Origin of the sequence: Oceanobacillus sp. FSL K6-0251 (assembly GCF_038004725.1) — a bacterium.
In the GTDB taxonomy this organism is placed as follows: Bacteria; Bacillota; Bacilli; order Bacillales; family Amphibacillaceae; genus Oceanobacillus; species Oceanobacillus oncorhynchi.
Map to the genome: position 1 here is coordinate 337459 of NZ_JBBORS010000001.1, position 26572 is coordinate 364030.

24 protein-coding genes are annotated in these 26572 nt (G+C 37.5%); 16 read left to right on the forward strand and 8 right to left on the reverse strand.

The features are described 5' to 3' along the window. Positions 1 to 65 precede the first annotated feature (65 nt). Complete coding sequence (locus MKY45_RS01840) at positions 66 to 758, reverse strand: helix-turn-helix transcriptional regulator (protein ID WP_341172405.1); 693 nt, start codon at positions 756 to 758, stop codon at positions 66 to 68. 221 nt (positions 759 to 979) lie between these two features. Between MKY45_RS01840 and tnpB the strand changes: the two genes are divergently transcribed. The 3 genes from tnpB to MKY45_RS01855 all read left to right on the forward strand — a co-directional run bounded on the left by tnpB (position 980) and on the right by MKY45_RS01855 (position 4057). Then, positions 980 to 2152, forward strand: a complete 1173-nt coding sequence (gene tnpB / locus MKY45_RS01845) for an IS200/IS605 family element RNA-guided endonuclease TnpB (protein WP_341172406.1) — start codon at positions 980 to 982, stop codon at positions 2150 to 2152. Between the two features lie 239 nt (positions 2153 to 2391). After that, positions 2392 to 3315, forward strand: coding sequence for a LysR family transcriptional regulator (locus MKY45_RS01850; protein ID WP_332094611.1), 924 nt, complete (start codon positions 2392 to 2394; stop codon positions 3313 to 3315). A gap of 103 nt (positions 3316 to 3418) precedes the next feature. After that, the gene (locus MKY45_RS01855) at positions 3419 to 4057 is read left to right on the forward strand and encodes an HD domain-containing protein (protein WP_341173458.1); all 639 of its coding nucleotides are present in this window, start codon (positions 3419 to 3421) and stop codon (positions 4055 to 4057) included. A 339-nt stretch (positions 4058 to 4396) separates the two neighbouring features. Here MKY45_RS01855 and MKY45_RS01860 read toward each other — a convergent pair whose 3' ends face one another. Further along, positions 4397 to 4792, reverse strand: a complete 396-nt coding sequence (locus MKY45_RS01860) for an anti-sigma regulatory factor (protein WP_042531152.1) — start codon at positions 4790 to 4792, stop codon at positions 4397 to 4399. Positions 4793 to 5028: 236 nt separating this feature from the next. After that, positions 5029 to 5718, reverse strand: coding sequence for a Na-translocating system protein MpsC family protein (locus tag MKY45_RS01865; protein ID WP_042531154.1), 690 nt, complete (start codon positions 5716 to 5718; stop codon positions 5029 to 5031). A 316-nt stretch (positions 5719 to 6034) separates the two neighbouring features. On the opposite strand from MKY45_RS01865, the gene MKY45_RS01870 reads away from it, so the two are divergent. The 5 genes from MKY45_RS01870 to MKY45_RS01890 all read left to right on the forward strand — a co-directional run bounded on the left by MKY45_RS01870 (position 6035) and on the right by MKY45_RS01890 (position 10361). Further along, complete coding sequence (locus MKY45_RS01870; protein ID WP_341172407.1) at positions 6035 to 6448, forward strand: hypothetical protein; 414 nt, start codon at positions 6035 to 6037, stop codon at positions 6446 to 6448. 39 nt (positions 6449 to 6487) lie between these two features. Continuing rightward, entirely contained in the window at positions 6488 to 6949 is a 462-nt protein-coding gene (locus tag MKY45_RS01875) for a phosphotransferase (RefSeq protein ID WP_193062462.1), read from the forward strand. A 187-nt stretch (positions 6950 to 7136) separates the two neighbouring features. Next, positions 7137 to 8003 carry an intracellular short-chain-length polyhydroxyalkanoate depolymerase gene (gene phaZ / locus MKY45_RS01880; protein WP_193062464.1) on the forward strand — a complete coding sequence of 289 codons (867 nt, stop codon included), beginning with the start codon at positions 7137 to 7139 and terminating at the stop codon, positions 8001 to 8003. A gap of 326 nt (positions 8004 to 8329) precedes the next feature. Then, positions 8330 to 9814 carry an aldehyde dehydrogenase family protein gene (locus tag MKY45_RS01885; protein WP_289584662.1) on the forward strand — a complete coding sequence of 495 codons (1485 nt, stop codon included), beginning with the start codon at positions 8330 to 8332 and terminating at the stop codon, positions 9812 to 9814. Between the two features lie 19 nt (positions 9815 to 9833). Further along, the gene (locus MKY45_RS01890) at positions 9834 to 10361 is read left to right on the forward strand and encodes a helix-turn-helix domain-containing protein (protein ID WP_042531170.1); all 528 of its coding nucleotides are present in this window, start codon (positions 9834 to 9836) and stop codon (positions 10359 to 10361) included. 36 nt (positions 10362 to 10397) lie between these two features. Here the strand turns inward: MKY45_RS01890 and MKY45_RS01895 are convergent, their stop codons facing one another. From MKY45_RS01895 to MKY45_RS01905, 3 genes are all read right to left on the reverse strand, one after another. Next, on the reverse strand, positions 10398 to 11576 hold the full coding sequence (locus tag MKY45_RS01895) for an NAD(P)/FAD-dependent oxidoreductase (protein ID WP_341172408.1): 1179 nt from the start codon (positions 11574 to 11576) through the stop codon (positions 10398 to 10400). Further along, on the reverse strand, positions 11563 to 11901 hold the full coding sequence (locus MKY45_RS01900; protein WP_042531174.1) for a (2Fe-2S)-binding protein: 339 nt from the start codon (positions 11899 to 11901) through the stop codon (positions 11563 to 11565). The genes MKY45_RS01895 and MKY45_RS01900 overlap by 14 nt, the downstream gene beginning before the upstream one ends. A 324-nt stretch (positions 11902 to 12225) precedes the next feature. After that, positions 12226 to 13593, reverse strand: a complete 1368-nt coding sequence (locus MKY45_RS01905; RefSeq protein ID WP_193062479.1) for a sigma-54 interaction domain-containing protein — start codon at positions 13591 to 13593, stop codon at positions 12226 to 12228. Positions 13594 to 13734: 141 nt separating this feature from the next. On the opposite strand from MKY45_RS01905, the gene MKY45_RS01910 reads away from it, so the two are divergent. The 5 genes from MKY45_RS01910 to MKY45_RS01930 are packed head-to-tail and all read left to right on the forward strand — an operon-like array spanning position 13735 to position 18969. Next, entirely contained in the window at positions 13735 to 14913 is a 1179-nt protein-coding gene (locus MKY45_RS01910) for an NAD(P)/FAD-dependent oxidoreductase (protein WP_042531180.1), read from the forward strand. After that, positions 14910 to 15914 (forward strand): proline racemase family protein, encoded by a 1005-nt coding sequence (locus MKY45_RS01915; protein WP_193062483.1) that lies wholly within the window; start codon positions 14910 to 14912, stop codon positions 15912 to 15914. The genes MKY45_RS01910 and MKY45_RS01915 overlap by 4 nt, the downstream gene beginning before the upstream one ends. Positions 15915 to 15926: 12 nt before the next feature. Continuing rightward, positions 15927 to 16664, forward strand: coding sequence for a hypothetical protein (locus MKY45_RS01920; RefSeq protein WP_193062485.1), 738 nt, complete (start codon positions 15927 to 15929; stop codon positions 16662 to 16664). Between the two features lie 18 nt (positions 16665 to 16682). Next, the gene (nhaC, locus tag MKY45_RS01925) at positions 16683 to 18104 is read left to right on the forward strand and encodes a Na+/H+ antiporter NhaC (RefSeq protein WP_042531187.1); all 1422 of its coding nucleotides are present in this window, start codon (positions 16683 to 16685) and stop codon (positions 18102 to 18104) included. Beyond that, complete coding sequence (locus MKY45_RS01930; RefSeq protein WP_256705546.1) at positions 18088 to 18969, forward strand: dihydrodipicolinate synthase family protein; 882 nt, start codon at positions 18088 to 18090, stop codon at positions 18967 to 18969. The genes nhaC and MKY45_RS01930 overlap by 17 nt, the downstream gene beginning before the upstream one ends. Before the next feature lie 24 nt (positions 18970 to 18993). Here MKY45_RS01930 and MKY45_RS01935 read toward each other — a convergent pair whose 3' ends face one another. Next, a complete protein-coding gene (locus MKY45_RS01935; protein ID WP_256705547.1) occupies positions 18994 to 20214 on the reverse strand; it encodes an RNA polymerase factor sigma-54 in 1221 nt (406 codons plus the stop codon). 646 nt (positions 20215 to 20860) lie between these two features. Here MKY45_RS01935 and MKY45_RS01940 point away from each other — a divergent pair. The 3 genes from MKY45_RS01940 to MKY45_RS01950 all read left to right on the forward strand — a co-directional run bounded on the left by MKY45_RS01940 (position 20861) and on the right by MKY45_RS01950 (position 25572). Further along, the gene (locus MKY45_RS01940; protein WP_193062501.1) at positions 20861 to 22342 is read left to right on the forward strand and encodes a peptide MFS transporter; all 1482 of its coding nucleotides are present in this window, start codon (positions 20861 to 20863) and stop codon (positions 22340 to 22342) included. Positions 22343 to 23134: 792 nt separating this feature from the next. Further along, positions 23135 to 24001, forward strand: a complete 867-nt coding sequence (locus MKY45_RS01945) for a DMT family transporter (RefSeq protein WP_042531196.1) — start codon at positions 23135 to 23137, stop codon at positions 23999 to 24001. Positions 24002 to 24288: 287 nt separating this feature from the next. Continuing rightward, positions 24289 to 25572, forward strand: coding sequence for a histidine--tRNA ligase (locus MKY45_RS01950; RefSeq protein WP_341172409.1), 1284 nt, complete (start codon positions 24289 to 24291; stop codon positions 25570 to 25572). An 88-nt stretch (positions 25573 to 25660) separates the two neighbouring features. Here the strand turns inward: MKY45_RS01950 and MKY45_RS01955 are convergent, their stop codons facing one another. After that, the gene (locus MKY45_RS01955) at positions 25661 to 26449 is read right to left on the reverse strand and encodes a class I SAM-dependent methyltransferase (protein WP_042531199.1); all 789 of its coding nucleotides are present in this window, start codon (positions 26447 to 26449) and stop codon (positions 25661 to 25663) included. Positions 26450 to 26572 lie beyond the last annotated feature (123 nt).

Here is a 26572-nt window from a genome sequence, read left to right on the forward strand (position 1 = left end):
TATACCCATCATAGATAAAGACTGTTCTTTTTTCTATACTGAGTTTCATATACTTTTTACCTTCTTTAAAGAAATCTATATTTGTTTGGCGCCATTCCTTTATGTTTAGCAAACCATCTTGTAAAGGAAGAGGCATTCTCGAAGCCTAATTCCTCGCTAACTCGGAATATGGACAATCTGGTTGAAAGCAATAAATGCTCCGCCTCCTGTAAACGCAGGTCTAAAATGTAGGCTTGCGGGCTTTTGCCAGTTCTTTTCTTAAACCATTCCGAGTAATAAACAGGGTGATAATGCTCTATTTTTGCCAGCGTTTCCAATCGAATCGGCTCCTTAAAATGGTTGTGAATATAGTCTATGGAAGGAGGATTGGAAGTCTGCAGTTTTTTGGTTACATAGCGGGTCAAATCGGTTAAGGCAGAGATATTGTCCTTTGCGTCCGCCTCTTCCAATAGTAAATACCGGATTGCATTCCATTGTTTATCCAGTTTGACATGCATACTTTCCGTATCACTGGGCAAATATCGCAGCGGTATATCCAATATTAGAAATTCATTTCTGTCAATAGAGCGGTAATGATGCTGGAAGTTTGGCGGCAGATAGAATCCGCAATCCGCTTTCAGATGAAGTTCCTGTTGATTTGTTTGGATATCCAGGGAGCCTTGTAAAGAGAAAAGAAACTGTCCGAAGGCATGCTGATGCGAATGAAATTCTTTTGAATAGGTTCTTTTTTCACAGATGATCTGGCTGTTTCTTTCCATTTTATTTTCTCCCTTCAGAGTTAAATTTAAAATATCTTACCATTAATTTATCAAAAAAAGGAGAGAAAACTCTCTCTTCAAGCACGCAGAGCCAAGGGGGAGATGAATCTCCTATGCACAAAAGATTGCTTCTGGGTGTCTCGACTGCTCAACATCAAATCGAACAAACGTTCCAAAATCATTCTTCTTCTGATATAATAGACAGGAGGAGGTAAGAAGCCATGAAAGTAAAAAAAGCATTTCGTTTTCGTATCTATCCGAACAAAAAACAAATCACCTTCATTCATAAGACAATCGGCTGCTCCCGCTTTGTCTACAACTATTTTACAGGAAAACAAATAGAAAAAGACCACTATTGGCATACGGTGAATGAAATGGTACAAAACGGACAGCTTCTTCAAAATAATTGGAAGGGCGAATTTCTCAATAAAAATAAGGCAATCAAAGCAGTTCGGGAATTGAAGAAAACTTATCCCTTCCTCAAAGAAGTTGATAGCATTGCCCTTCAAAAAGCCGTTGAAAACGTGAATGATTCCTATACACGTTATTACAAGAAACAGAACAAGGCTCCTCGTTTTAAATCAAAGAAGAACCCTATTCAATCGTATACAACCAAACATGTCAATGGAAATATTGCTGTATTGGATAAACATATCAAACTGCCCAAACTCGGGCTTGTCCGTTTTGCCAAAAGTCGGGAAGTGGAAGGGCGTATTATCAATGCAACGATCCGGCGCAACCCTTCAGGCAAGTACTTTGTTTCGATTGTAGCTGAAACGGAAATTAAATACGATGAAAAGACAGGTTCCTCTGTAGGTATCGATGTCGGATTAACCGATTTTGCAACCCTTTCTGATGGAACGGTGTATGAAAATCCAAGATTCTTCCGGAAATTAGAAGAGAAATTGGCAAAAGCGCAAGTGATTCTGTCCAGAAGACAAACAGACTCAGCAAATTGGCAGAAACAAAAACGAAAAGTAGCTCGGCTTCACGAAAAAATTGCTAATAAAAGAAAAGACATGTTAGATAAAATCTCCACCGAGATAATCAAAAACCACGATATCATCGGAATAGAAGATTTGTCTGTGATAAACATGTTGAAAAATCATAATCTTGCAAAAGCTATTAGCGATGTATCCTGGTCAACGTTCCGAACGATGCTGGAATATAAAGCGGCTTGGTATGGAAAGCAGGTTGTTGTAGTTTCGAAAAGCTATCCATCCAGTCAGTTATGTTCTCATTGTGGACACCAAAACAAAGACGTTAAAAATCTTGCTTTGCGTGCATGGACGTGTGATATCTGTCAATGCCATCACCAAAGAGATATTAACGCAAGCAGGAATCTTCGTAAAGAAGCATTACGATTAACCGCAGGGACTGCGGGGATAGCCTAATCCATAACTGACCGGTAGGTTGGTGTTCTTAGGAATCTCCCACTTCAAGCAACCTTGAAGGTTGGTAAGTGGGGGTAGTTCAAGATATGGTAAATGAATTCATCCGAAAATATACTACACCAGGCTAATGGACTTTCTGCAGTATTCCTTCTAAATTTACCTCAAAAAATTAACTTCATAATGAATTTGATTTAAGATAGAAATGAAAAGGCTATTTCAACTGAAAGGACTGAACTATAATCGAATTACGACATTTAGAATACTTTTTAATGGTTTGCAAAGAGCTGCATTTTACTAAAGCAGCTGAAAAATTAGGAATATCACAGCCTACTTTAAGTCATCAAATCAAAATATTGGAACAAGAGGTTGGCTACCCTCTTTTCAACCGTGTTGGCAAGAAAATTGAGCTGACAAAGGCGGGAGAAATTGTACAGAAGGAGGCATTAAATGTTCAAGGCTCGCTGCAAAGCATGACCTCTCAAATTACTGCATTTACAAAAGCGGAGATAGGAGAGCTGAAGATAGCTGTATTGCCTGGAGAAATCACCGACTTGGTATCTACCCTATGTATTCATTTTAATCGCTTGTATCCGAACATTAAGGTAGTTATTCAGACTACAGATGAGTTAGAAAAAGCTGTTTTGGAAAATCAAGCGGATTTTGGAATTGGTTTTCATTTCCATCAACAGGATAAATTGCAAGTAACCAAGCTGTATGAAGAAGCTTTTTATTTAATCAGTAACCAGCATGATGGAAGAAAGAAGATTCCTTTTTCAGCTATTTTTGACAGCCCAATTGTATTATTTCCTAATAAGCATCAATGCAGAAAAATACTTGATAGAACGAGCGAAGAAGTTGGGAGACAATTGGATCCTGCTGTTGAAACCTCCAGTATTGAAGCTATCTTAAATCTAGTGCGCAATGGGGTTGGTCATAGTGTTGTATCTCGTACGTTATATGAATTTTATGATACAGAAGATTTGTTTTTCCAACATATCGAAAAGCCAACTTTGACAAGAGCAGTATATTTAGCAATGAAAAAGAATTGTTTTGTGAACTACCCTGCTCGTAAGTATTTGGAGTTATTAATGCAGGAAATTGGAAAGCTGCAATTCCATACAGAAGAAAAGGAAATGCCTACTTTACAAAATACTTTATCATAGATTATTTCTATGATTATCATAGAAATAATTGCATTGCTATATGGAAATAATCCTTTTACAATGGAGCCAAGATGAAAATAAATCGTAAAGGGGAGTTTGAATGATGATTCAAGAAGTAGCAGGTATCAAAGTTCCAGATACGCGATTGGCAAAGGATGCGGCAGATATTCTAAGGGAATATGGAAATGACTTGCTGTGGAACCATTCCAATCGTGTCTTCTTTTTTGGAGCGGTAAACGGTAAACAGGCAAAGTTGAATTATGATTTAGAGTTGCTGTATGTCAGTGCATTATTCCATGACTTAGGATTGACCAAAGCGTACAGCAGTCCCGGCTTGCGTTTTGAAGTAGATGGGGCTAATGCAGCCAGAAGCTTTTTACAGCAGTATCAAATTCCAAAAGAATCTATTCAGCTTGTATGGGATGCGATTGCTCTACACACAACTCCTGGAGTTGCCGAACACAAGGAATCGGAAGTAGCCCTTCTTTTCTCTGGTGTTGGTTTAGATGTGATGGGAGACGGGTTTGAAGAGTTCCCGGCTGATTTGCGTGAAGAAGTTATACAGGCTTTCCCTCGGAATAATTTTAAAAAGGAAATTATCCCGGCATTTTATGAAGGATTTAAGCATAAGCCGGAAACAACTTTTGGTAATATGAAAGAAGATGTCGTCCAGCATTTTCGGCCGGAATACCGTAATAAGAATTTCTGCAGCTGTATTATACATTCCCCGTGGTCGGAATAAAGGGATGATAAAAAATCGCTGAATTATTTTAAATCTATCGAGCATCTCTTTGGATATTTTATCTGAAGAGATGCTTTTTAGATAAATAAAAAATTTGTTTGGGTAAGATAAGACGGGTTTAGAGGCTGAATTGTAATTAACTTTCAAAGCGGCTGGAGTTAAAGATGAATAAGGTTTCTTTGAGGATTGTATTCTCTTACTTATGTAAAAGCAATGAATCAAAACCTGAATACAGCAACGATGAAACAAACGTAGAAAAGATCAGTGTTACAAGCAAAAATTTATGAAATTCTCTTTGGGAATATGCCGGAATTGTTCCAGTTGCCGACATGCTGCTAATTAAATCCATTTGGCCACCTTAATTGTTGTTCCTTGTCCAATGTCTGATTGGATTTCAAATTCATCCATCAAACGCTTCACGCCAGGGAGACCAGCCCCCAGTCCTCCTGAAGTGGTATAGCCATCCTGGAGCACCAATCGAATATCATTTATTCCTGGGCCGGAGTCGATTGCAGTCATAATAATACCTTTACGCCCAAGAGTATCGATGACCTCAAAAGAAATTCCCCCTTTTTCTGCATATAAATAGATGTTGCGGGCTAATTCGGATATGGCAGTGGTGATACGTGCCTGATCCACTGTACCAAAGCCAATCTGCTTTGCTATATCCCTGCCAATCTGCCTTGCATGAACGATATCCAATTCCTTATGGATGTTTACATAAGATGTTTTCATAGTCGTTTCCCCCAGTTTCTGATAAAGTTTTAAGATGCATTGCTTCAGATTCAGCACAGTAGGAAGCTTCTGGAGATGGATATCTAAATCAATCAATATATTAAATAAAACAGTCTTTCTGTTTGCGTTCTTATTTATTAACCTGCTTTCCTTTTATTTAATAAAAAAAGCCGAAAAGGAATAAACATCCTTTTCGGCTCATGCCTTAGCGCTATTGTCTAGACATTTCCACCATATTATTTTTTGGGTTTAAGTATAAATATAACAAACCCTGTATCATTGTCAAAATCCCAATCTACAAATAAATCTTGTATTTCCTGATGGAGTACAGATTCTAAGAATTGTTTATCAATTAAACTCTTTTCCAGCTTTCGTTTGGACAGCCTAAGCTGGTTTTCAAAGCCCGATTGAATCAGCTCTTTTTCAATTAGCACAAGGATATCCTCGCGTCTTGAGATTAAAGTCCGGGAATTAAGCATACTAGACGTAAGCTGTTTCGGAGATTTTTGTGCTTTTTGAGTAAAACGGCTGATTTCCTCGTGTACTTGTTCTTTGGCTGGATAATCAAGATAATCTTCTATTGTCTCATCCAGATTGGAATCCAGCTCGGTAAAAAGAATTCCGCTGCTATTTTCTACCGACCAGTCATAGTAGATCTTGTCCACTTTTACGCCGGCCTGCGAGGAGATAATCGATTGTATCTCCGGAGTCAGTTCTTTCATTAATAAATCACGGGTCTCCTGAAACTTCAATTCATTTTCCTGCTTCAGCAGAATTTTTTCCATCGGAGCTAAAAAGTTTCTTAAATAGATTGTAATGTATGGTTTTGCTATAGATACAAAAATAGCTTCGGGTCCCTTTCCGAAATTATCTCGAAAAAGTTTTCCGATTGCACTGGATATTCCGGATTCTACTGTTTTTTCCACTTGGTTTCTCCTTTTGAGTGTCATTAATTGTATATCTATATTCGCTGCGAAAATAGGAGTGTATATCTATTTCGATTTCTTTGAGTTGTTAAGCTTGAAAAAACATTTTAAGGACCGTACCTTATTTTACAATCCCTTTCATAACTATACCATTAATTGTAGACGTTGAAAAATTATTTTGATAAAAAAACTGTGGTATTCTTTGTGTAATACAAATTATAATATTTAAGTAACGCACCGTGGGTTTTCAAACGTTTCGTTTTGATGAATTGATAGGAAGAGAAACTGGAATGATTATAGAAAGGTGGAAGGCCCGATGGATAGAATACCTGAGTCATTTGCTGAATATATCGATTTGCATCCTAGTTTAAAAGAGGTAACATCCTGGACTCTTTTACGGAGGTGGTCCCATTCAGAAGTGTGGCGGGCAAATAGAAACAATGGAGATTCCTGTATCGTCAAAATGGGAAAAGAAGAGAACGCCCGCGAAGTCATCGTTTATAAAGATTTATTAATTCCATTTGGATTAGATATTCCAACAATTTATGCATCCTATAAAGCGGATGATATTGGGATTTTGATAATGAAAGGTCTTCCGGGTGAAACTGTAGAGGACGCTCCTCAATCTGAGATTTTTATTGAAGCGGCAAAAGAGCTAGCCACTATCCGTAGCAAGGCGGAATCAGCAATCATGGAAGGGAAACTTACAAACGAAACGTATTTATATTAGTACATTTCTAAAGACCAGATAATAAATGATTTAGTATACTTGAGCCAACAGAGGGAGTATATAGATGATACTCAAGCAACATTCTTAAAAAAATTATCAACTATTTTGCCGCCTCATATGGAGCGCTTATATAGAGATTTTCCGCTGACGCTTGTGCATAATGATTATTATCCTAAAAATTTAATGAAAAATAATGAAAGAATAACTGTAATTGATTGGGCGTCCGCAAATCTTAGCCCCCATCTTGGAGATTTGTACTGCTTTATTCGTGCGGCAGAGGATTATCCTATTAATTCTGCTGATTTAATCCATGCATATTATGAACAAACTGCTGATAGCGTACCAGACGATATCGAGTGGCAAATAAATATGGGTGGTATTTGTTGGACGATTCATGCACTGCGGCAATTGTTCGACTATGAGGTAGAGGCTATACCAATAGCGCGTGAATGGATCCCTGAATTGGTTTCTGATATTTATTCACTTGCTGACAATCTATAAATAATATTTTATTGTATAATGAAAGGGGTTTCAATAAAAAGGTCATTTAACATAACTATATGCTTTTTGTTTATAGAACGTTGTAGATAAAGACAGGATGCGCTGAAGAAGCTGTGTTATCAATCTTTTAAGGTTCAGTAATCGAATAGAATAGAAGTTTTAAAACTTAACAAAAAGGAGGATATTTATGAATATTGCATTAGAGAATGGCGAGAATCTTTTTTTTGTAAAAAAAGGAGGAGGAGAGCATGTTTTATTATTAATTCATGGAAATATGGCCTCTTCGGCTCAATGGGATTTACTGCTTGAAGAAATAGATCCTGCCTTTACAGTGTATGCAGTAGATTTACGTGGATATGGGCAATCGAGCTATGACCAGCCGATAAATTCAATCAAAGATTTTTCGGAGGATATCAAACAATTTGTTGATCAATTAGATTTGCAGAAGTTTTATATAATGGGTTTGTCTAATGGCGGTGGTGTAGCCATGCAGTTTGCTAGTGATTATCCAGACCATATTCAAAAAATCCTATTGCTTTCTTCCATGTCTACACGAGGGTATCCAGCTTTTAATACAGACGGTGAAAGAATCCGTTTTAGAGAACAGTTAATAGAAGACCCGGGATTAAATATGATGTTAGATGCTCAGAGAACAAATAATCAAGCATTTTTTAGAGCGGCTATGGATCAAGTGCTTTATTCCGTTAACCAACCAAACGAAGAACAGTATCGAAAGTATTTAACCAGTGCCACACAGCAAAGGAATATAATGGATGCGGCATATGCTGCAAACAGGTTCAATATAAGTACAGTATCCAATGGTGTAATTGATGGGACCGGGGAAGTAAGTAATATCCAGGCTCCTATTCTGGTAATCTGGGGAGAAAATGATTTGATTGTATCGGAAGCAATGACGATGGAAATAATGGAGGATTTAAAAGAGGCTGGAATTGACTTTCATTATGCACCGATAAATGCCGGTCACGCTTTATTGATAGATAATTTAGAAGCAGTTTTGCAAGAAACATACAGGTTTTTAAACATAAAAGGATAGTATGCCTATTTCAACTTTATTGTTTGAACGACAAACAAGGGATTACCCTTATATAAAAAGAAAACTTGATTTCAATATTCCTAACGTGCTTATTTAAGAATTTTACAGTACCTGTAAAAAGGATGATATTTTTAAAAGAAGCTGTAAACAATACTCTTTTGAGGAGCTTGAACGTTAATCAGATAATGCACCAAATTTTACTGTCTGTGAAAAAATGATTGCTTTTTATGTATTCATAGACTATCCTGTTAATTAACAGAATATTTAATCTGGAGATTGCTATATTTTGAGGTTAAATAAATCTATATTAAGGGAGATGTTTGTGTATGTCACTAGTTACGTTGAAACCAAAAGTGAAAGCGTTTTTAGAAGAGGTGAATGGGTTCTATATTAATGGTCAATATGTTACAGCACAGAACGGTCAAACATTTGACGTTTTGAATCCGGCAACGGAGGAAGTGATTGCAAAAGTAAGCCAAGCAGATGAATCCGATCTTGATTTGGCTGTTCAAGCAGCTCGTAAAGCTTTTGATGAAGGGCAATGGACCAAGATGGAGGCTGCCGAGCGTTCCCGTATAATTTATAAATTTGCAGACTTATTAGAGGAGCATAAAGAAGAACTTGCCCAATTAGAGTCTCTTGATAACGGCAAGCCTTATCAGCAAGCTTTGGAAGATGATATAGAAGGGACGATTGAGCATTTTAGATATTATGCAGGTTGGGCAACAAAAATCTTTGGAAAGACAACAAACGTTTCACCGGAATATGCTACGTATACAGTTCACGAGCCTGTTGGTGTAGTAGGGCAGATTATTCCATGGAACTATCCTTTGCTAATGGCTGCTTGGAAGCTGGGTTCAGCACTTGCAGCAGGGTGTACGGTTGTTTTAAAACCTGCAGAAGATACACCATTATCCATTTTATATGCAGCGAAGTTATTTAAAGAAGCTGGTTTTCCGGATGGTGTAGTCAATATTGTTTCCGGGCCGGGGAGTGTTGTTGGAAATGCTTTGGTAACACATCCTCAAGTGAACAAAGTTGCGTTCACCGGCTCCACAGAAACTGGTAAGGAAATTATGAGAAAAGCAGCAGATGATGTGAAGGCGGTCACTTTAGAACTTGGAGGGAAATCTCCAGCTATTGTTTTAGAGGATGCTGATTTAGAAACAACATTAGATGGTGTTTTTGATGGTACGATGTATAATCACGGTCAAAATTGCAGTGCAACTACCCGTATTTTTGTGCATCGAAGTTTGTATGATGAAGTACTGGATAAGCTCAAGAAAAAAGCTGAAGAAACGGTCGTTGGCCCTGGGTTAGACAGTGCTACGGATATGGGGCCGCTTGTATCTGAAAAACAAATGAATACTGTTTTAGGGTATATTGAAAAAGGAAAGGAAGAAGGTGCGCGGCTTATTACTGGCGGTAAGCGTACAGGGGATCAAGGATATTTTGTAGAACCGACTATCTTTGCGGACGTACAAGATCATATGTCGATTGCAAGAGAAGAAATATTTGGCCCTGTTATGTCAGTATTTGTCTTCGATGAAGTGGAAGAAGTGATCCAGCGGGCTAATGATAGTGAGTATGGTTTAGCTGCAAGTGTATGGACGGAAAATATTAAAAAAGGGCATTATATTGCTTCTAAGTTAGAATCAGGAACTGTCTGGGTGAATGATTTTGGTCTTGAATTGGAAACCATGCCGTTTGGCGGTTACAAACATTCCGGTATAGGCCGAGAGATGGGTGGAGATTACGGCATCTCCAACTATGTAGAAGTGAAAAGTATCTTTGTTAATATGAAGCAATAATAACTAAGAGGTGACGTGGATGGATGAGTTATTAGGCAGTGAACTAAAAAAAGTACGTAAGAGCAGGCAGCTGACCTTACAACAATTGAGTGACCGAAGTGGTCTGTCTGTGAGCTTTTTATCCCAGATAGAAAGAGGACTGCGGACACTTACATTTACATCCCTTAAAAAAATCTGTGAGGCATTAGATGTCAATGTGAATTTCTTTTTCGATAATGGAGATTCCAGCTTTGTAAAAAAAGAGAAAACCTCGTATAAAAATACTGGTAACTTTTCCTATAAAAGCTTAGTTGGAAAAATGAAACATCCGGATTTCATTCCTGCACGGATTGACTTGGAAGCAGGGGAATATCAACAAATCCCTTATACGCATAGCGGACAAGAATTTGTATATGTATTATCCGGCCAGTTAGAAGTTGAAATTGAAGGTGTCAAAGAAACGCTGTATAGCAATGAGTCTATCCATATAGATTCTAGTATGGCACATCATTGGTATAATGCTACAGATGAGACGACGAAGCTGCTTCTCGTCTCATCCACTAAATGAAAAAACGCTCTTCTCAAATTTTGAGAAGAGCGTTTTTTATACATATTGTGTCCACAAGCGCTGTAAGTTTTTTCTCCCTTGGTGCAAATCTTTATGGAAGATTACTTTTGCATGCTGCCTTTCGTATGTTATGGCTTCCAATGTTTTTTTAGATGAAATAGTGTCTTTTATAATCTGATTTGCAGCCATTTTTCCCTGCAGCATGGCAATTTTAGCATTCTCAATGCCAGTAATATTACCGGCAACATACAAATTCTCTATTTCTGTTTCCATCGTTTCGTTATGCAGAGGTACATATCCGCCTAACGACTCCATATAAATATGTTTCAGATTCAATAAGGATGTTACTTCATTGACTGGCGATAAACCGTCAGAGATGCATACAAAATCACATGCTATTTCTTTTTCTGTCCCCTCTATAAGCACACCCGAGGCATTCGTTTTTTGAATGGTTACGGATTCCACTTCATGCTGCCCGTTTATTCTTATTACCCTTTCTTTGATGGAGATAGGTAATCCAAGCGCATGGACTCCTTTTTTAGGGAAAAATTGTAATGCCAGCTGCTGGAGTGGAGTCACTTTTCCAGCTATTTTTGAACCTGTTGAAAAGAATGTAGATGGAGCAGAATTTCCTAAAGATATCAGCGTTTCCAATGCTTCCTTTGGTGTTGCTTTGTTGATTAGATTAACTGGAGGAAGACAAATTTTAGCAACATCAACATATGCGTAACCAAGCTCTAGCGCGATGACCATGGACAATGGATTAATACCGATAATAACTCCCTTATTTCCCGGTTTCACACGCTGGAAGTTTGTCAGCACCTGAGCAGCACCTACCGTCATTACTCCTGGCAAATCCCAGCCTGGAAGCGGAGTCGATTTTTCTTTTCCGCCGGTCGCAACAATCAGGTGCTCTGATTGGAAATGGCCGGACGTTGTATAGATATCGAAGCCTTGATTACTATGTTCTAAGTTATACACTGATGTTCCAAGCTTAAAGTTCACCTTTTCAGAGACTTCATTATAAAGTTTCCGGGCAACTTCCATTCCATTCCACCATTCTCCTTTTGTTTCCTCATATAGCTGCCCAAGCAATCTGCCGCCATAATGATAATATTCATCGATAAGGAGTACATTTTGCTTTTCTTGCAGGACTTGGGCAGCCGTTAATCCGGCAGGGCCGGCACCGATAATAATAGTATCAAAGTGATTCATGGGAATGCCCTCCTTTGACCAGGTGAGGCAATTCCTTCTGCTGTTCAATCACCATATCTTTATGGATTGGAGTGAGGCAGGCCCGTTGATTACGTTTCCCTTCCACAATTACCCTGCATTCGGAGCAGTGTCCGATATTACAGTACAGTCCCCGTGGTTTGCCATCTTTTTCATGGTATCTGAGCGTTCTGATATTATTAGCGAGAAGCGCTGCTGTGATACTTTCCCCCTCAGCTCCATAATACGTTTGACCGTTCCATTGAAAAGGAATTAGTGTCTGCTCTTTTTTTTCTAAGATTTTATGATCTGTAATTCTTCCTGTCACGATTCCACACCCCCTGAAATTTCCTCAAACGAAACAGTCCGAATAGGAGACTGGGATTTCAGGTTGATATAAGAAGGAGTCTGTGTATTTTTATCCTGAGTCAGCTGATCTAAAAAATGTCCGCATGTCCTGGAGTTACAAAAGCCCATACCAGCTCGGGATTTCAGTTTTAATTCTCTCGAGTTTGCTGCTCCTTTCTCTAATATTTCAAGCATTTCGGAGTAGTATATATTTTCACAGCGACATACTATAAAATCATCTTGTTTTTTCATTCGAATCACCTCAAAGGATATTTGTTTATAAACAAGAAAAAAGTGTGCCAATTTAGAATTGGAATTTACGCATTTTTGAATATAACGTAGGTCTGCTGATACCGAGATCATGACTGGATTTTTCAATGTTATGATCATTTTGATCGACGATATATTTAATATATTCTGCTTCCACCTTATGGATATAGTCTTTCAGATTTAAATTCTCTGATAGATTTGGTACAGACAGGGTCTTATCTGACTGCCCTACTTCCACCAAATACTGGTCAAAGATATTATTATTTAATTGATCCTCATTAGAAAAAATAACTAATCGTTCGGCAACATTGATTAATTCTCTAACATTTCCAGGCCAGTGATAGCTTCTTAGGTTGTTTAAAAGTGAATGATCTGCATAACGGAGCTCTGTCTGGTATTTCTTCGATAAGTGATAAAGATAATAATAGAATAAGGATTCAATGTCATCCGGCCGTTCTCTTAAAGGAGGTATGTGGATATTAAGGACATTAATCCGGTACAGCAAATCGGAACGGAAATCATCAGAATTCAGTAACTCAGAAATTGATTTGTTTGTAGCTGAAACCAACCGGAAATGGGTGGAAACTTCTTTTTTACCGCCTAATCTGAAGTATTTTCTTTCTTGTAATACCCGCAGAAATTTCACTTGCATGTCCAACGGCATATCCCCGATTTCATCAAGAAAAAGTGTGCCGTCTCTGGCAAGTTCGAGCTTCCCCTTGTTTCCTTCTTTATTTGCTCCTGTAAAAGCTCCTTTTTCGTAACCAAATAATTCTGCCTCAAATAAATGCTTCGGAATTGCACCACAGTTAATAGGAATAAATTCACCGGAAGTTTCACTGCTGTTATGAATAGATTGTGCAAATAGTTCTTTACCTACACCAGTTTCTCCAGTAATTAAAATATTGGCATTTGTCTTTGCAGCCCGTTTTATCTGGTTTTTTAAATTTTCCATGATCGAGCTTTTAAAAATAATATTTTTAAAATGTTCCTCATTCTTCAATTGTTTGACATTATCGGTAAGGAAGCTTACCTGATTTTTGAGTTGTTCGATTTCTTCCTCCTGGCGTTTTTGTTCTGTCACATCAATTTCTGAAACAATGGCACCTTCAACTTTGCCTTCAATAATAATCGGAACAGATTTGAGATTCACATAAATACTTTTCGTAGCCATGTGCTGCTTCTTCTCAATGACTTCATTGTTTCGTAATGTTTGTAAAATCGCCAATTTGTCTTCTGCGAAAATTTCTTTAATATCCTTTCCAATCACCTCGCTTTTCTCCATGTTAAATATTTCTGAAGCTCTGTCGCTCCAGTAAATGACTTTTTCGTGTTTATCAATAATCGTAAAAGAATGGTTATAAAAATTAATCAGCTCTTCAATAATAGAATGTTCTAACATATGTATAATCCCCTTTAGTGTTAAATTTATAATAATAATTATATTTTTCTTTACACATTATTTCAAATTTTATTGATTTTACGATAGGTGAAGTTGGCACGTTTTTTTCTTAGTATTTTATAAAGGAAGGAGGGAGCAATTTTGACAACGCCATCTTATGATGTATTGATAATTGGTGGAGGTATTATTGGTGCAAGCATTGCTTATTTTACTTCTGAAAAAGGTTTAAAAGTAGGGATGTTGGAAAGGGATACAGTTGCTTCTGGTACAAGCTCAAAATGTGATGGCAATGTTTTATTGATTGATAAAGAGCCGGGATTTGATAGCAATATGGCGATAAAGAGCCAGGCATTAATCAAAAGCTTATCAAAAGAATTAGAAATGAAATTTGAATACAGGCATCCGGGAAGTATTTTCCTTTGTGCAAATGAAGAAGAATTGGAGCAGGCATATGACTGGGTCGATCAGCATAACAGGGCAAATGGCGAATATCAATTTTTTAATAAATTAACCAAAGAAGATTTGAAAAATGATTCCAAATATTTTGCTGATCATTTGGTTGGCGGCATTGAATGCACAAATGATTCGACGGTAAACCCGTACATGTTAACATTTTCGTTCATTCACGCAGCGAAAAAGAATGATCTTGAGCTTTTCGAAAAAACGCCCGTAACATTTATGGAGGAACATAGAACAAAAGGATTTAAAGTACATTCTCATGATCGTGTATTTAAAGCCAATAAAGTAATTAATGCAGCTGGTGTTTTTGCACCGGAAGTGAGTAAACATCTCGGTGTACCTTTACCAATTAAACCAAGAAAAGGTCATATCCTGGTTTCATCACGTGCAGAATTGATGGGCACAAGGAAAATTCAAGAGTTTGGATACTTGATGACGAAGTTTGGCAAAGAGAGAAAAGCAGATAAAATCATGAATGATTATGGAATTGCATTGGTGCATGAACCGACAGAGAGTCAAAATTTCCTGATAGGAAGCAGCCGGGAATTTATTGGTTTTGACACAACCGTCAATCATCAAGTTGTTCAACTGATTGCCAAAAGGGCGATAGAATTTTTCCCAAAAATGAAGGATATGAATATTATTCGTAGTTATGCAGGTCTCCGGCCGTGGACGCCGGATCACTTGCCAATTATTTCAGAGACTACTGTTCCTAATTATTATGTAGCCGCTGGTCATGAGGGAGATGGAATTGGATTGTCTGCGGTAACAGGTTATTGGATGGCTCAGATGGTGACAGATACACTCGAGGATGACATTAGTCCGCTAAGTATGGAAAGATTTCAGGAGGAGGCAATATGAAGATAAATTCAAAACTACTTGTTACTGTGGATACACACACTGGGGGAAACCCGACAAGAACGGTTTTATCCGGTATGCCTAAATTAAAAGGAGAAACGATTCAAGAAAAAATGCTGGATATGAAGGAAAACCATGATTACATTCGAAAATTTCTAGTTTTTCCACCCAGGGGACATGATGTAATGAGCGGCACGATACTACTGCCGCCTTTAAAAGAAGAAGCAGATTTTAGTGTGATTTTTATAGAGACCGGTGGGTATCTGCCGATGTGCGGACATGACACTATTGGTACATGTACAGCATTAGTAGAACTCGGTTATGTCGAAGTCAAAGAGCCTTATACTTCGGTAGTCCTAGATACCCCAGCTGGTGTGGTAGAAGCCAGCTGCAAAGTGAAAGAGGGCAAAGTGCAAGAAGTAACATTTATTAGTACCGATTCCTTTCACCTAAAGACGGTGTATATCGATTATAAAGATTTCAAGAATATAAAGTGCGATATAGCATATGGTGGGAATTTCTATGGGATTATGAAAGCGGGCGATTTAGGTTTATCCCTTCATGTATCGAGGTCAGAAGAAATCGTCGAAATTGCCATGGCAATCAGAGATGAAATTAATCGTCAGCATGAGGTGAAACATCCTGATTATCCATTTATTAATAAGCTGACCCATATGGAATTCTATGAAACAGGTGATGTTGTTAAAAACACAGTAATTGTACCTCCGGGAGGCATTGACAGATCGCCATGTGGTACAGGGACATGCGCAAAAGTATCAACACTTTATAAAGAAGGCGACCTTGATCTAAATGAAGTCTTTATCCACGAGAGTATCACAGGATCTCAATTTAAAGCCCAGGTAATCCACGCGAGTGTGAAAGGAAATATAATTTATAATAGGGTTGCTATTACAGGAACAGCATGGATTATGGGGAGACATGATTTTTATTTTGATCCCGATGATCCTTTAAATCAGGGATATCTATTGATTCCAGAAATATAAGGAGGTGATTTTATGATTTCAAAAGTAATCAACAGTTATGATATTCATATAAATGGACAACAATTACGAATTATTGAGAAAAACGAGCTGGAGACGGTATTACAAGACTATGAGAATAAGGCATTAATGCGGAATGAGCCGAGAGGGAGCAAATATGTTCGTTTACTTATCTTTCAATGGAGTGATGATGTTTTAGATGTAGAATTACACCCAAATGAAAGCGTTGACAATATTCGTATTTTATTAAAAGGGTGCATTTCCTCTCTTGTGGATCGTGGGAGAATAAACTCAAAAGAAAGCTATTTAGTAAGAAATAATGGCCAAATGTATGAATTTCAGCATGGATGTCTGACGACAGAAAAATTACCAGAAGTAGAGAAAAAACAAAATATGTATTTAGTCAACGATAAGAAGATAAAAGTCTATGAAGTTGACATGGAATTAGAAATTAAAAATATAACAGCTATTAAAGCGTATATTCACTCTAAGCAAGATGGAAATAGTGATTATCTGGTGCTTAAACAGGGAGAAAAACAAGTCGTTGCAAATAAAAAAGGAGATATCTTAGCTTATCCAATTATTGAAGTCGTTGCTGTATGTGCAAAGGAGTTCTCTCAGGAAATTATCACCTCTTTCACAGGATTAAAAATACATGCTGAAGATATGCAACTCAATTATTATTTGATATCTAATTCACAATTTTATATTGAGCATAGCGACATCTACGCTAAAGGATTTATCATTAAATAAAACAAGGGGCGGAAATATATGGTTAGAGAAAAGAAACTGCCAAGTATACCAGTATTATTGCTCATTTTGGTTTTGTTTGTAGTAATAATGTTTGGTTTTATTGTTATTTTAGAACTGCCTATCCAATTAGCTTTGCTCGCAATCTGGTTTGTAATTATGGGGTTTGGATTATATTTAGGTAATACGTATATAGAAATGGAAAAAGGACTTTTAAAAGGAATTTATGAAGGTTTAGGAGCGACGCTTGTTTTAATCGCTGTAGGTGCACTTATCGGCTCTTGGATTGCTGGAGGTATTGTACCGACGATGATCTATTATGGTTTGAGTATCATTAGCCCGAGTATCTTTTTGATGGCAGCAATGATTATCTGTGCGATTACATCTATTTCAACAGGAACATCATTTGGTTCAGCAGGCACAGCCGGCATAGCGATGATGGGTATCGGGGAGAGCTTTGGGCTGCCAACATATTTGGTTGCTGGGGCAGTTATTTCAGGGTGTTACGTTGGAGATAAAATGTCGCCATTATCTGATACAACAGTTATGACAGCTTCCTTGTCAAGAGTTGATTTATTCAGACATATAAGATCGATGTCATATGTATCTTTACCGGCTTTCGTGATTGCGGCAATTGCTTATTGGATTGTAGGTTTAATCATGCAAGATGGCAGCGGTGATCTGTCAATTGCAGAGAATACAATGGCCAGCCTGCAGGATACATTTCATATATCCTGGGTCATGCTGATTCCGGCAGTAGTGGTTGTCGTCATGCTGGCATTTAAACTACCATCCATACCGGTAATTATATTTGGAGCATTACTAGGAAGCGTGTGGGCAGTTTGGTTCCAAGGATATGGATTTATTGAAGCGATTGAGACATTGTATTCAGGAAGTGGAGTTACTACAGGAATTGATTTCATTGATAACCTTTTAGATCGTGGTGGTATTACTTTCATGCTTGAGGTTATTTTGTTGATTCTTCTAGCTTTAGGTGTCGGCGGATTGTTACAGTCCATTGGTGCCTTTACGGTAATCGGGGAGCTTTTTGCTAAATGGGCAACGAATACAGGTAATCTGACATTAACGACTATGATCGCAGCATTCTTTGGAATATTTTTTGGCGGAGCAGCTTACGTTTCAATGTTAACAGGCACGAAAATTACGGAAGCTAATTATGACAGGAAAAAAATAAGCAGATCCTTGTTATCAAGAAATGTAGAGGCAGGCGGTACGATTACAACGCCGATGGTTCCATGGTCAGATGGAGGGGTTTTTATGGCAACAACGCTGGGTGTCTCAACACTCGCATATTTGCCATTCTTCTGGTATGGATTTTTAGTTATTATCATTAACTTAATTTATGGTTATTTTGGATTGTTTATTTTAGATAAAGATGATTATGAAAAAGAAAGGGATGAGGAGCATGAAAAAACAATTTGAAGGAGCATTTCCAGTATTAATTACACCAATGAATGAGGATTACAGCGTGAACTATGAAGGGTTAAAAGAAAATATCCAGTACTATTTGGATCAAAAAGTCCCTGGAATAGTGGTAGTTGGAAGTACAGGAGAATTTGCATCATTGGATGAAGCAGAAAAGAAGGAAATTGTCAAAATTGCTGGTGAAGTAGTAAAAGATACAGAGACAGATTTATTGGTCGGTATCGCCGATGAACGCACAGACAAAGTGTTAGAATATGCAAAACATGCCGAGGCAAACCATGCAGATGGACTGTTACTAATCAACTCATACTACATGACACCGACAGAAGAAGAGGCATTTGAACAATTTAAAGAAGTGAACGATCAAGTTTCCACACCGATTATGATGTACAACAATCCATTTACGGCTAATGTGAATTTGGAAAATGAAACGATTTATAAAATTGATAAAGAACTGGATAACGTGCAGTATATTAAAGAGTCGAGCGGAGATATAAGAAAGGTTAGAGCGGTGGCCGACAATACAGATCTTGTTCTGTTCTGCGGTGCTGATGATCTTGCATTAGAATCATTTGTCCTTGGAGCGACTGGCTGGATTTCAGTGGCAGCTAATATCGTACCGAATAGTGCAGGAAGACTGTATGAGCTGGTGAAAGCGAAGAATTATGACGGGGCAAAGGAGCTTTATAAGGATTTATTGCCGCTATGTGAATTTCTGGAGGACTCCGGGAAGTATGTTCAAATAGTGAAGAAGGCGATGGAGTTGAAAGGGTTAAATGGCGGGCCATCAAGAAAGCCCAGATTAGGACTTACTGAGGAAGAGATCACAAAGCTGAAAGAGCTTATGGAGAGACTCGATTAAAATTATCCAACAAATTAAAAAGGATTAGTCCTTACGTTTTGGACTAGTCCTTTTAATATTTCCCAGTATTTGATTTTTATATTTGTTTACGGTTCTTCTGGAAATAAAGATCCCCATCTCAGCTAAACATCTCGAGATTTTATTATCTGAAAGTGTTTCAAAGCCATCTATATTTTGAATTACGTATTTTATATAACTAACAGATAGGTTCTTATAACTCTTTTTAGACAACAATGCTTTTACTGAAAAGATTCCTCTAGGTGTAGCAATATATTTATTACAGAGTAACCTGCTGATGGTAGCGGGGCTCAGTTTGGTCTGTTCAACTAAATCTGTTTGATCTAAAGCATTCAAAAAGTCACTTCTCCCAGTTAAATAATCGTATTGGACATTTGCAATGATAGAAATTACTTGAGTTAAGTATATTTTCCTTGCATTCAAAATAGAAATAAGTTCTTCGTATTCCGTTTTAAACTTTTCCAACTCAGCGTTGAATGGATGGTTATTACAGTCGATTAATATCGGTTCATAAGAAATGCCTCCAGTAAGATAATCATGAATGATAACCTGTAATCCATTCTTTCCATATACAATGGAAGCATCAGGAGAAATATTTAATGTTTCTTCAGCATCTAAAGGGGTTAAATTACAATGAGCAGTAATTAAATCTATGTATTTTTTGAATTCAGTTTCTTCCACATGCGAACCTTTTAGAAAACTAAATGAATTTTGATGGATTTCCTCCAGGTTAGTTGAGAATAGATCAAATAGCTTTTCGTTATAAAAATCCTTATTTTTTAACTGGAATTTTATAAAATCTATCATATTCCGCGTTCCGATGCCTTTATTTTCATAAGTTTGTAATTGGTTAATCAACTGTTTCACTCTATTTATTGGCGTTTTAGTATAAATAGAAATTTTATATGGGTCTTCTTCTAAGAAACCTTTGATATTGAGAGAATGAAGAATGAACTCCATCGTTAACTGATCCTGTGCATAAAGAATACAGCGGAAATGGGTTAGAATGTCATCGATTATATGTTGAGAATCAGTCTGCTTTTTAGAGATATAGGACATTGGGATTTTGTCTTCATATATGCAAATCAACGGATTTTCATTGTATTTATTCTGTATATAATTGTAAAGATCAGATTGATTATATTTAAAGAGATGGATGGAGTTAATGATGTAATGGTTTAAAGAGATACTTATGTCAGCGTTTACATTGTTTTGTATGGAAATCATGTAAGCCCTCCCTTGTATATGATTAAAGAAAACAAAAATTAAGAACATTTGTTAATTAAGATAATTTTATCCTTTCTAAAAATACAAGTCAAACAGAGAAAAGTAGATGTAATTTGATACTTTTTATAGAAATTTTTTCGCGCTATATGCATGCTTGAAGAAAAATTGTAAAAATAACCATTTACCAGTTTATTTACATCGAACTTCCAGAGTGGTATGATATATAGTATTCAACTTTTATACACGGGAATAAACAAAAGAAGTAGTACCCTGACGAACCCAAAATAAGTATAAAAACGGCTTTATTTTCAAAACAGTGATTAGCGGTATATTTGAAAATAACAGCGAAGCAATGCAAGAAAGACATTGTCATACTTGCATGACATGAATGGTTTATCCGTTTATTTCTTTTAAAGTTGAGTTGATTTCATGCAGCATTTGCTTATAGGCTCATCAATTACAGGTACCTCTTCTGTTTGGCGGTTTTACGATTCCAGTAATCTAGAACCCAAACGGCGGGGTATTTTTTAATTGTTTGAATATTTACGTAAGAGCAGCAATTTAGCTGGAATGGATGCTCCGTAATATATGGAAGCCTATATATGGCAAAAACAAATTAATATAAATAGAAAGGGACAGAAAGCTTATGACATCGAAGAACCCACAAGAGATCCTTAAGAGTATTCCGCAAAAAGGTTTTTTCGGACATCCTAAAGGGTTGTTTACATTATTTTTCACAGAGTTTTGGGAGAGATTTTCATACTATGGTATGAGAGCAATCTTACTTTACTATATGTATTATGCGATTAAAGATGGCGGACTGAATCTGGATAAAGGAACCGCTGCTTCCATCATGGCTATTTATGGCTCGCTTGTTTATATGTCAGGGATTATCGGCGGCTGGATTGCTGACCGTTTGCTTGGTACGAAACGCACCGTCTTTTATGGCGGCATATTGATTATGGCAGGTCATATTGCCTTATCCTTTCCGGGAGGAGTTACAGCTCTATTCGTATCAATGGGCTTAATTGTTATTGGAACAGGGCTGTTAAAACCGAATGTATCTAATATCGTCGGGGATTTATATGATAAAGAAGATCCGCGTACTGATGCCGGATTTAGTATATTCTATATGGGGATTAACCTTGGTGGTTTAATTGCACCATTTATTGTCGGAACACTCGGGCAAAAATATAATTTCCATTTAGGATTTGGAGTAGCAGCTCTTGGTATGTTAGTCGGGCTGATTATTTTCTTGGCTACAAGAAAGAAATATTTAGGTCTTGCTGGCTCTTATGTACCAAATCCTCTATCACCGGAGGAAAAGAAATCTGTATTTTTAAAAATGGGAATCAGCGCGATTGTGGTTATCATCGCAGGCGCTATTCTGATTTCTAACGGTATTTTAACCATTGATGGATTTATCATGTTAGTCAGTATATTAGGGATAATTATTCCGATTATTTACTTTTTAGTCATGTATTTCAGTAAGAAAACAACCAGTCAGGAGCAAAAGAGTTTACTTGCTTATATTCCGCTGTTCCTTGCAGCAATGGTGTTCTGGGCGATCCAAGAACAAGGAGCGGTTATTTTGGCACAATATGCCGATGAGCGGACAAGATTATCATTTGCCGGTTTTTCCTTACAATCATCTTGGTTCCAATCATTCAATCCATTATTTATTGTTCTGTTAGCGCCGGTATTTGCAGCACTTTGGATGAAGCTTGGCAAAAGACAGCCATCTACGCATAAAAAATTCTCACTAGGTCTGGTTTTTGCTGGTCTATCTTTCTTGATCATGATCATTCCAGCAATTTACGCAGGTCCTGATACGCTGGTAAGTCCAATATGGCTTGTGCTCAGCTTTCTGATTGTAGTATTTGGTGAGCTATGTTTATCACCAGTCGGTTTAGCAGCTACAACAAGAATGGCTCCTGCTGCATTCTCTGCCCAAACAATGAGTCTTTGGTTCTTGTCTAATGCATCGGCACAGGCAATTAATGCGCAAATTGTTAAACTATACAGCCCGGAAACCGAGATTCTCTACTTTGGAATTATTGGCGGGATTGCTGTGTTGCTAGGTGTAGTATTGTTCTTTTTCTCTTCTTTTTATAAAAAGAGAGTGTAATTGGATGGAATAGAACTTTGCACGCATGTGATTAACCATACAAATTTTTTTATTGCCACCCAACTGCTTACCAGGGCAGAGGGGTGGTTATTTTAATGATACACGTTGATAACCCACTTTATTGGGTCATGGTGAATTTGTGTTTATAGAGTATTGACATCCGGATTTATCATTGGAAATCGTCCGAAAAATATTCGTATAAAAAGGTGCGTTTCATAGATACGCAGCAAAAATTAGATGTACCAACCCTTTTCATTTAAGATAGAAATAGAAATTATATAGAAAGAGGATTTGAAATGGTACCTATTAAAATGGAGCAGTTTATAATAGACTATTGTAAAAATAACCCGGCAGCAAATTAGAAAGAGGTTAAAACAGGCAGTTCAAGATAAGAAAACTGAAGTGACTTGCAGAGAAAGTATATGAGCAATTGGAAGTGCACTTGTTTATCAATAGCTGTTTCACCTGTTTAACGGGAGACACGGATTCCTCGAATGATTATGAGATTGACGAAGTTTGCTGGTCATAAATTTTACATTCCATAAAGTATTTTCTGTCCTTATAATAGCAACTTGTAGAAAAGAACCCATTATGATATTTTCAAATATGGGTTCTTTTCATGGGTTATCTGGCTTTTTCATAGTATGATTGCTTTGTTTTAGAAAATAATAATCGTAAGCTTATCAGTACCGCACTGCGGTAGTACAACTATGTTATTAACGAAGGAAGCAGCATTTTTAAATGTTTTATTAAAAATAAAGGAACAATCAAAGAGGAGGAAGTAAACATTTCATGAGTGACAGAAATAAAGGCATTTTATTGTTATTATTATCAGCGTTAGGATTTTCTTTGATGGCCATGTTTGTAAAGCTGTCAGGAGATGTGCCTACAATACAAAAAACATTATTTCGCAATGGAATCTCAATGGTTATTGCGTTGGGTTTTGTTCTTTATCATAGAGAACGGCTTTTTGGGAAAAAGGAAAATCAAAAATATTTACTTCTGCGCTCTGCTCTGGGGATGACTGGGGTATTGCTTAATTTCTATGCCATCGATCATCTAGTGCTTTCCGATGCGGATATGCTGAATAAAATGAGTCCATTTATAACCATTATTTTTGCTGCGGTTTTCTTAAAGGAATACGTGATGCGGTTTCAGGTGGTCTCTGTTATTATCGCATTTCTTGGAACGTTATTTATTATCAAACCGGTCTTCAATCTAGATATGGTTCCATATGCAGCAGGGATTTTATCCGCAGTTTTTGCAGGAGGAGCGTACACCGTTTTACGGGTGCTTGGGAATAAAGAACAATTTTATACGGTTGTATTTTACTTCTCGTTCTTTTCCACTGTGATTTTATTACCGCCTGTTATCTTGTTTTATCAGCCGATGAGCGGGCTGCAGTGGTTGTACTTACTTGCAGCAGGAGTGTTCGCTACGGTGGGACAGTTTGGGATTACCGTTGCTTACAAATTTGCTCCAGCAAAAGAAATATCCATCTTTTTCTACTCGACCGTTGTATATTCCGGTATTATCAGTATTGCGCTCTTTGGCCAAATCCCAGACATATGGAGTATCCTTGGCTATCTGGCCATATTCGGTGCATCCTTCTATATGTTCCTGCGAAATAATCGGGATTTGAAAGAGGTTAAAGAATAGCGCATTGAAAAACCTGCGCTTGAATGGGTACAGGTTTTTTCCTTTGAAATTACCAAACGGCTATGATAAACTGATCCAAAATCAGAGGTGAGCAAAATGGTTTTCGTTAAAATAAATGATTCCTTCTCACAATTCCCTCATCATATCAACTAGCCTTGCTTTATCGATTTAACTTTTAAAAAATCGAATGAGGAAGGCTATTATTCATGAAATCGCATCCCGAATTAAGTAAATCACTTAACTCAGAGTGCGATTTTTTTTGTATTCAAAAACAGGAGGTAAGAAAAATGAAGAAGATAGATTATCAAAATGTAAAAGGAACACAAGATTATTTACCGGAGTCAGAAAGCGTACGGAGAAATATCCGGAGAACATTAGAGGATGTATTTATCCAATATGGATGTCAGCCGCTGGAAACACCTATCTTAAATTATACGGAATTGCTTGCTTCTAAATATGGCGGCGGTGCGGAAATATTAGAGGAGATGTACACTTTAACAGATAGAGGAGAAAGGGATTTAGCTCTGCGCTATGACCTTACGATACCTTTTGCCAAGGTGGCTGCAATGAATCCGACATTGAAGCTGCCATTTAAGCGGTATGAAATTGGTAAAGTATTTCGGGATGGGCCAATAAAAACAGGAAGATTGCGTGAATTTACCCAGTGTGATGTGGATATTGTCGGCGCAGATTCACAAATAGCTGAAGCGGAATTAATGATGATGGCGCTGGATGGCTTTGACAAGCTCGGAATGCAGGTGAATATTCAATATAATAATAGGAAATTATTAACCGGAGCATTGGAAGTGTTTGGTGTAGCGGATGCGAAAATCAATAAAGTGGTGCTGGTTTTGGATAAGCTGGAGAAGATAGGGGTGGACGCAGTTATAGCCGAGCTTGCTGAACTAGGGGTGTCAGATGATGCGGCCCGCTCCATTAAACAATTTTTGACAGATGACGATCATACGGACTTTATCCGCTTTGAATCATTATCTAATCAAAATGAACAAGTCAGACAGGGATTGCAGGAACTAAAAGAGCTGAAATCGTATCTTGATTATTTGGATATTAGCGACCAATGTATATTTAATCCGTTTCTGGCACGGGGGCTAGAAATATATACAGGTACCGTTTATGAAATGTTTTTAGCGGATGATTCGATGAAGTCAAGCATTGGAAGCGGCGGAAGATATGATAATGCAATCGGCGGACTGATAGGAACAGATGAAATTTTCTCTACCGTTGGAATCTCTTTTGGGCTGGATGTGATTTATACAGCGATGGCTGCTGCGGGAGGAATCGAACCTGCTGGAAGAGAGGTGGATTATTATATTATTCCTCTGGGAAGACAAAAAGAATCATTGTCTGTGTCAACATATTTCCGGGATAAAGGATATAACGTAGATGTGGAATTAGGCAATAAAAAGGTCGGTAAGGCGCTTGACAGGGCGAATAAAGAAAACATACGAAACGTGATTATCATTGGCGATGAGGAAGTCAGGAAGAATCAGTTTAACGTGAAGGATATGCTTTCGGGAAAAGAGACGATAGAATCATTTTCGTTTCGTTGAATAGAGGATTGGTGAGAAGTATAAGGGGAGGCAGGAATCTATATGGCCCTCTTTTTATAGATTCCTGTTCTGTCTATTTAATCAAAACTTATTTAGCAGGTATGCCGCCTTGCTTTATTCCGACGACACGAAGTCGTTTATAATCTGCAATCCACTGCCCTTCTTGGTACAGGGCATCCTTTAAGTTATTTTCTACCTGTATCATCACACGCTCTTTGATAGCTTCCGGATGATTTTCAAAGATATTTCCGCAGAACATTTCCATCCAATTTCTCAGCCCGTTGTCTCCCTCTAAGGGTGTCGGCCGATTGAAATGCTGGGCAAAGGTTACGTTAAATCCCGTTTCCTCCATTAATGCTGCATACTCTCCTATGCTTGGGAAGTACCATGGGAACTGTTCCGGTGTATAGGGAATTCCAGCTTTTTTAACCTGATGGATGATTTCATTTGTAATCGTTTGAACATTGCTTTTACCGCCAAACTCTGCAACAAATCTACCGCCGGGTTTCAAGCTGTTATAGATGTGCTGAAGTGCTTCTTTGGGCTGCTTTACCCAATGAAGTGTTGCATTAGAGAAAACGGCATCAAAATCATTGTTGTATTCGAGTTCTAAAACATCTTTTGGCATAAACATTATATCGGGATATTTATCGTTTGCCTTGTGCACCATATTTTCTGATTTATCTACGCCGGTTACAGCGGCGCCATGCTGATTGATTTGATGGGCTAAATCTCCTGTGCCACATCCGACATCAAGAATCTGTTCACCTTCTACGGGAGATAAAAGCTCTAATAAATGATTTCCAAATGATGATACAAAGGAATGATTCCCATCGTATAAATCTGCATTCCAGCTATCTTTTACATATTGTTCCATGATGCTTCCTCCTCATGTAGAATCTGTTGATTAAATCTGTGCGTATTAGTTGTATTATATGGGATGTATCTCAGCTTGCAAACTAAATTGTTTAATAAATGTTCATTCTCAAGTCACCGATGG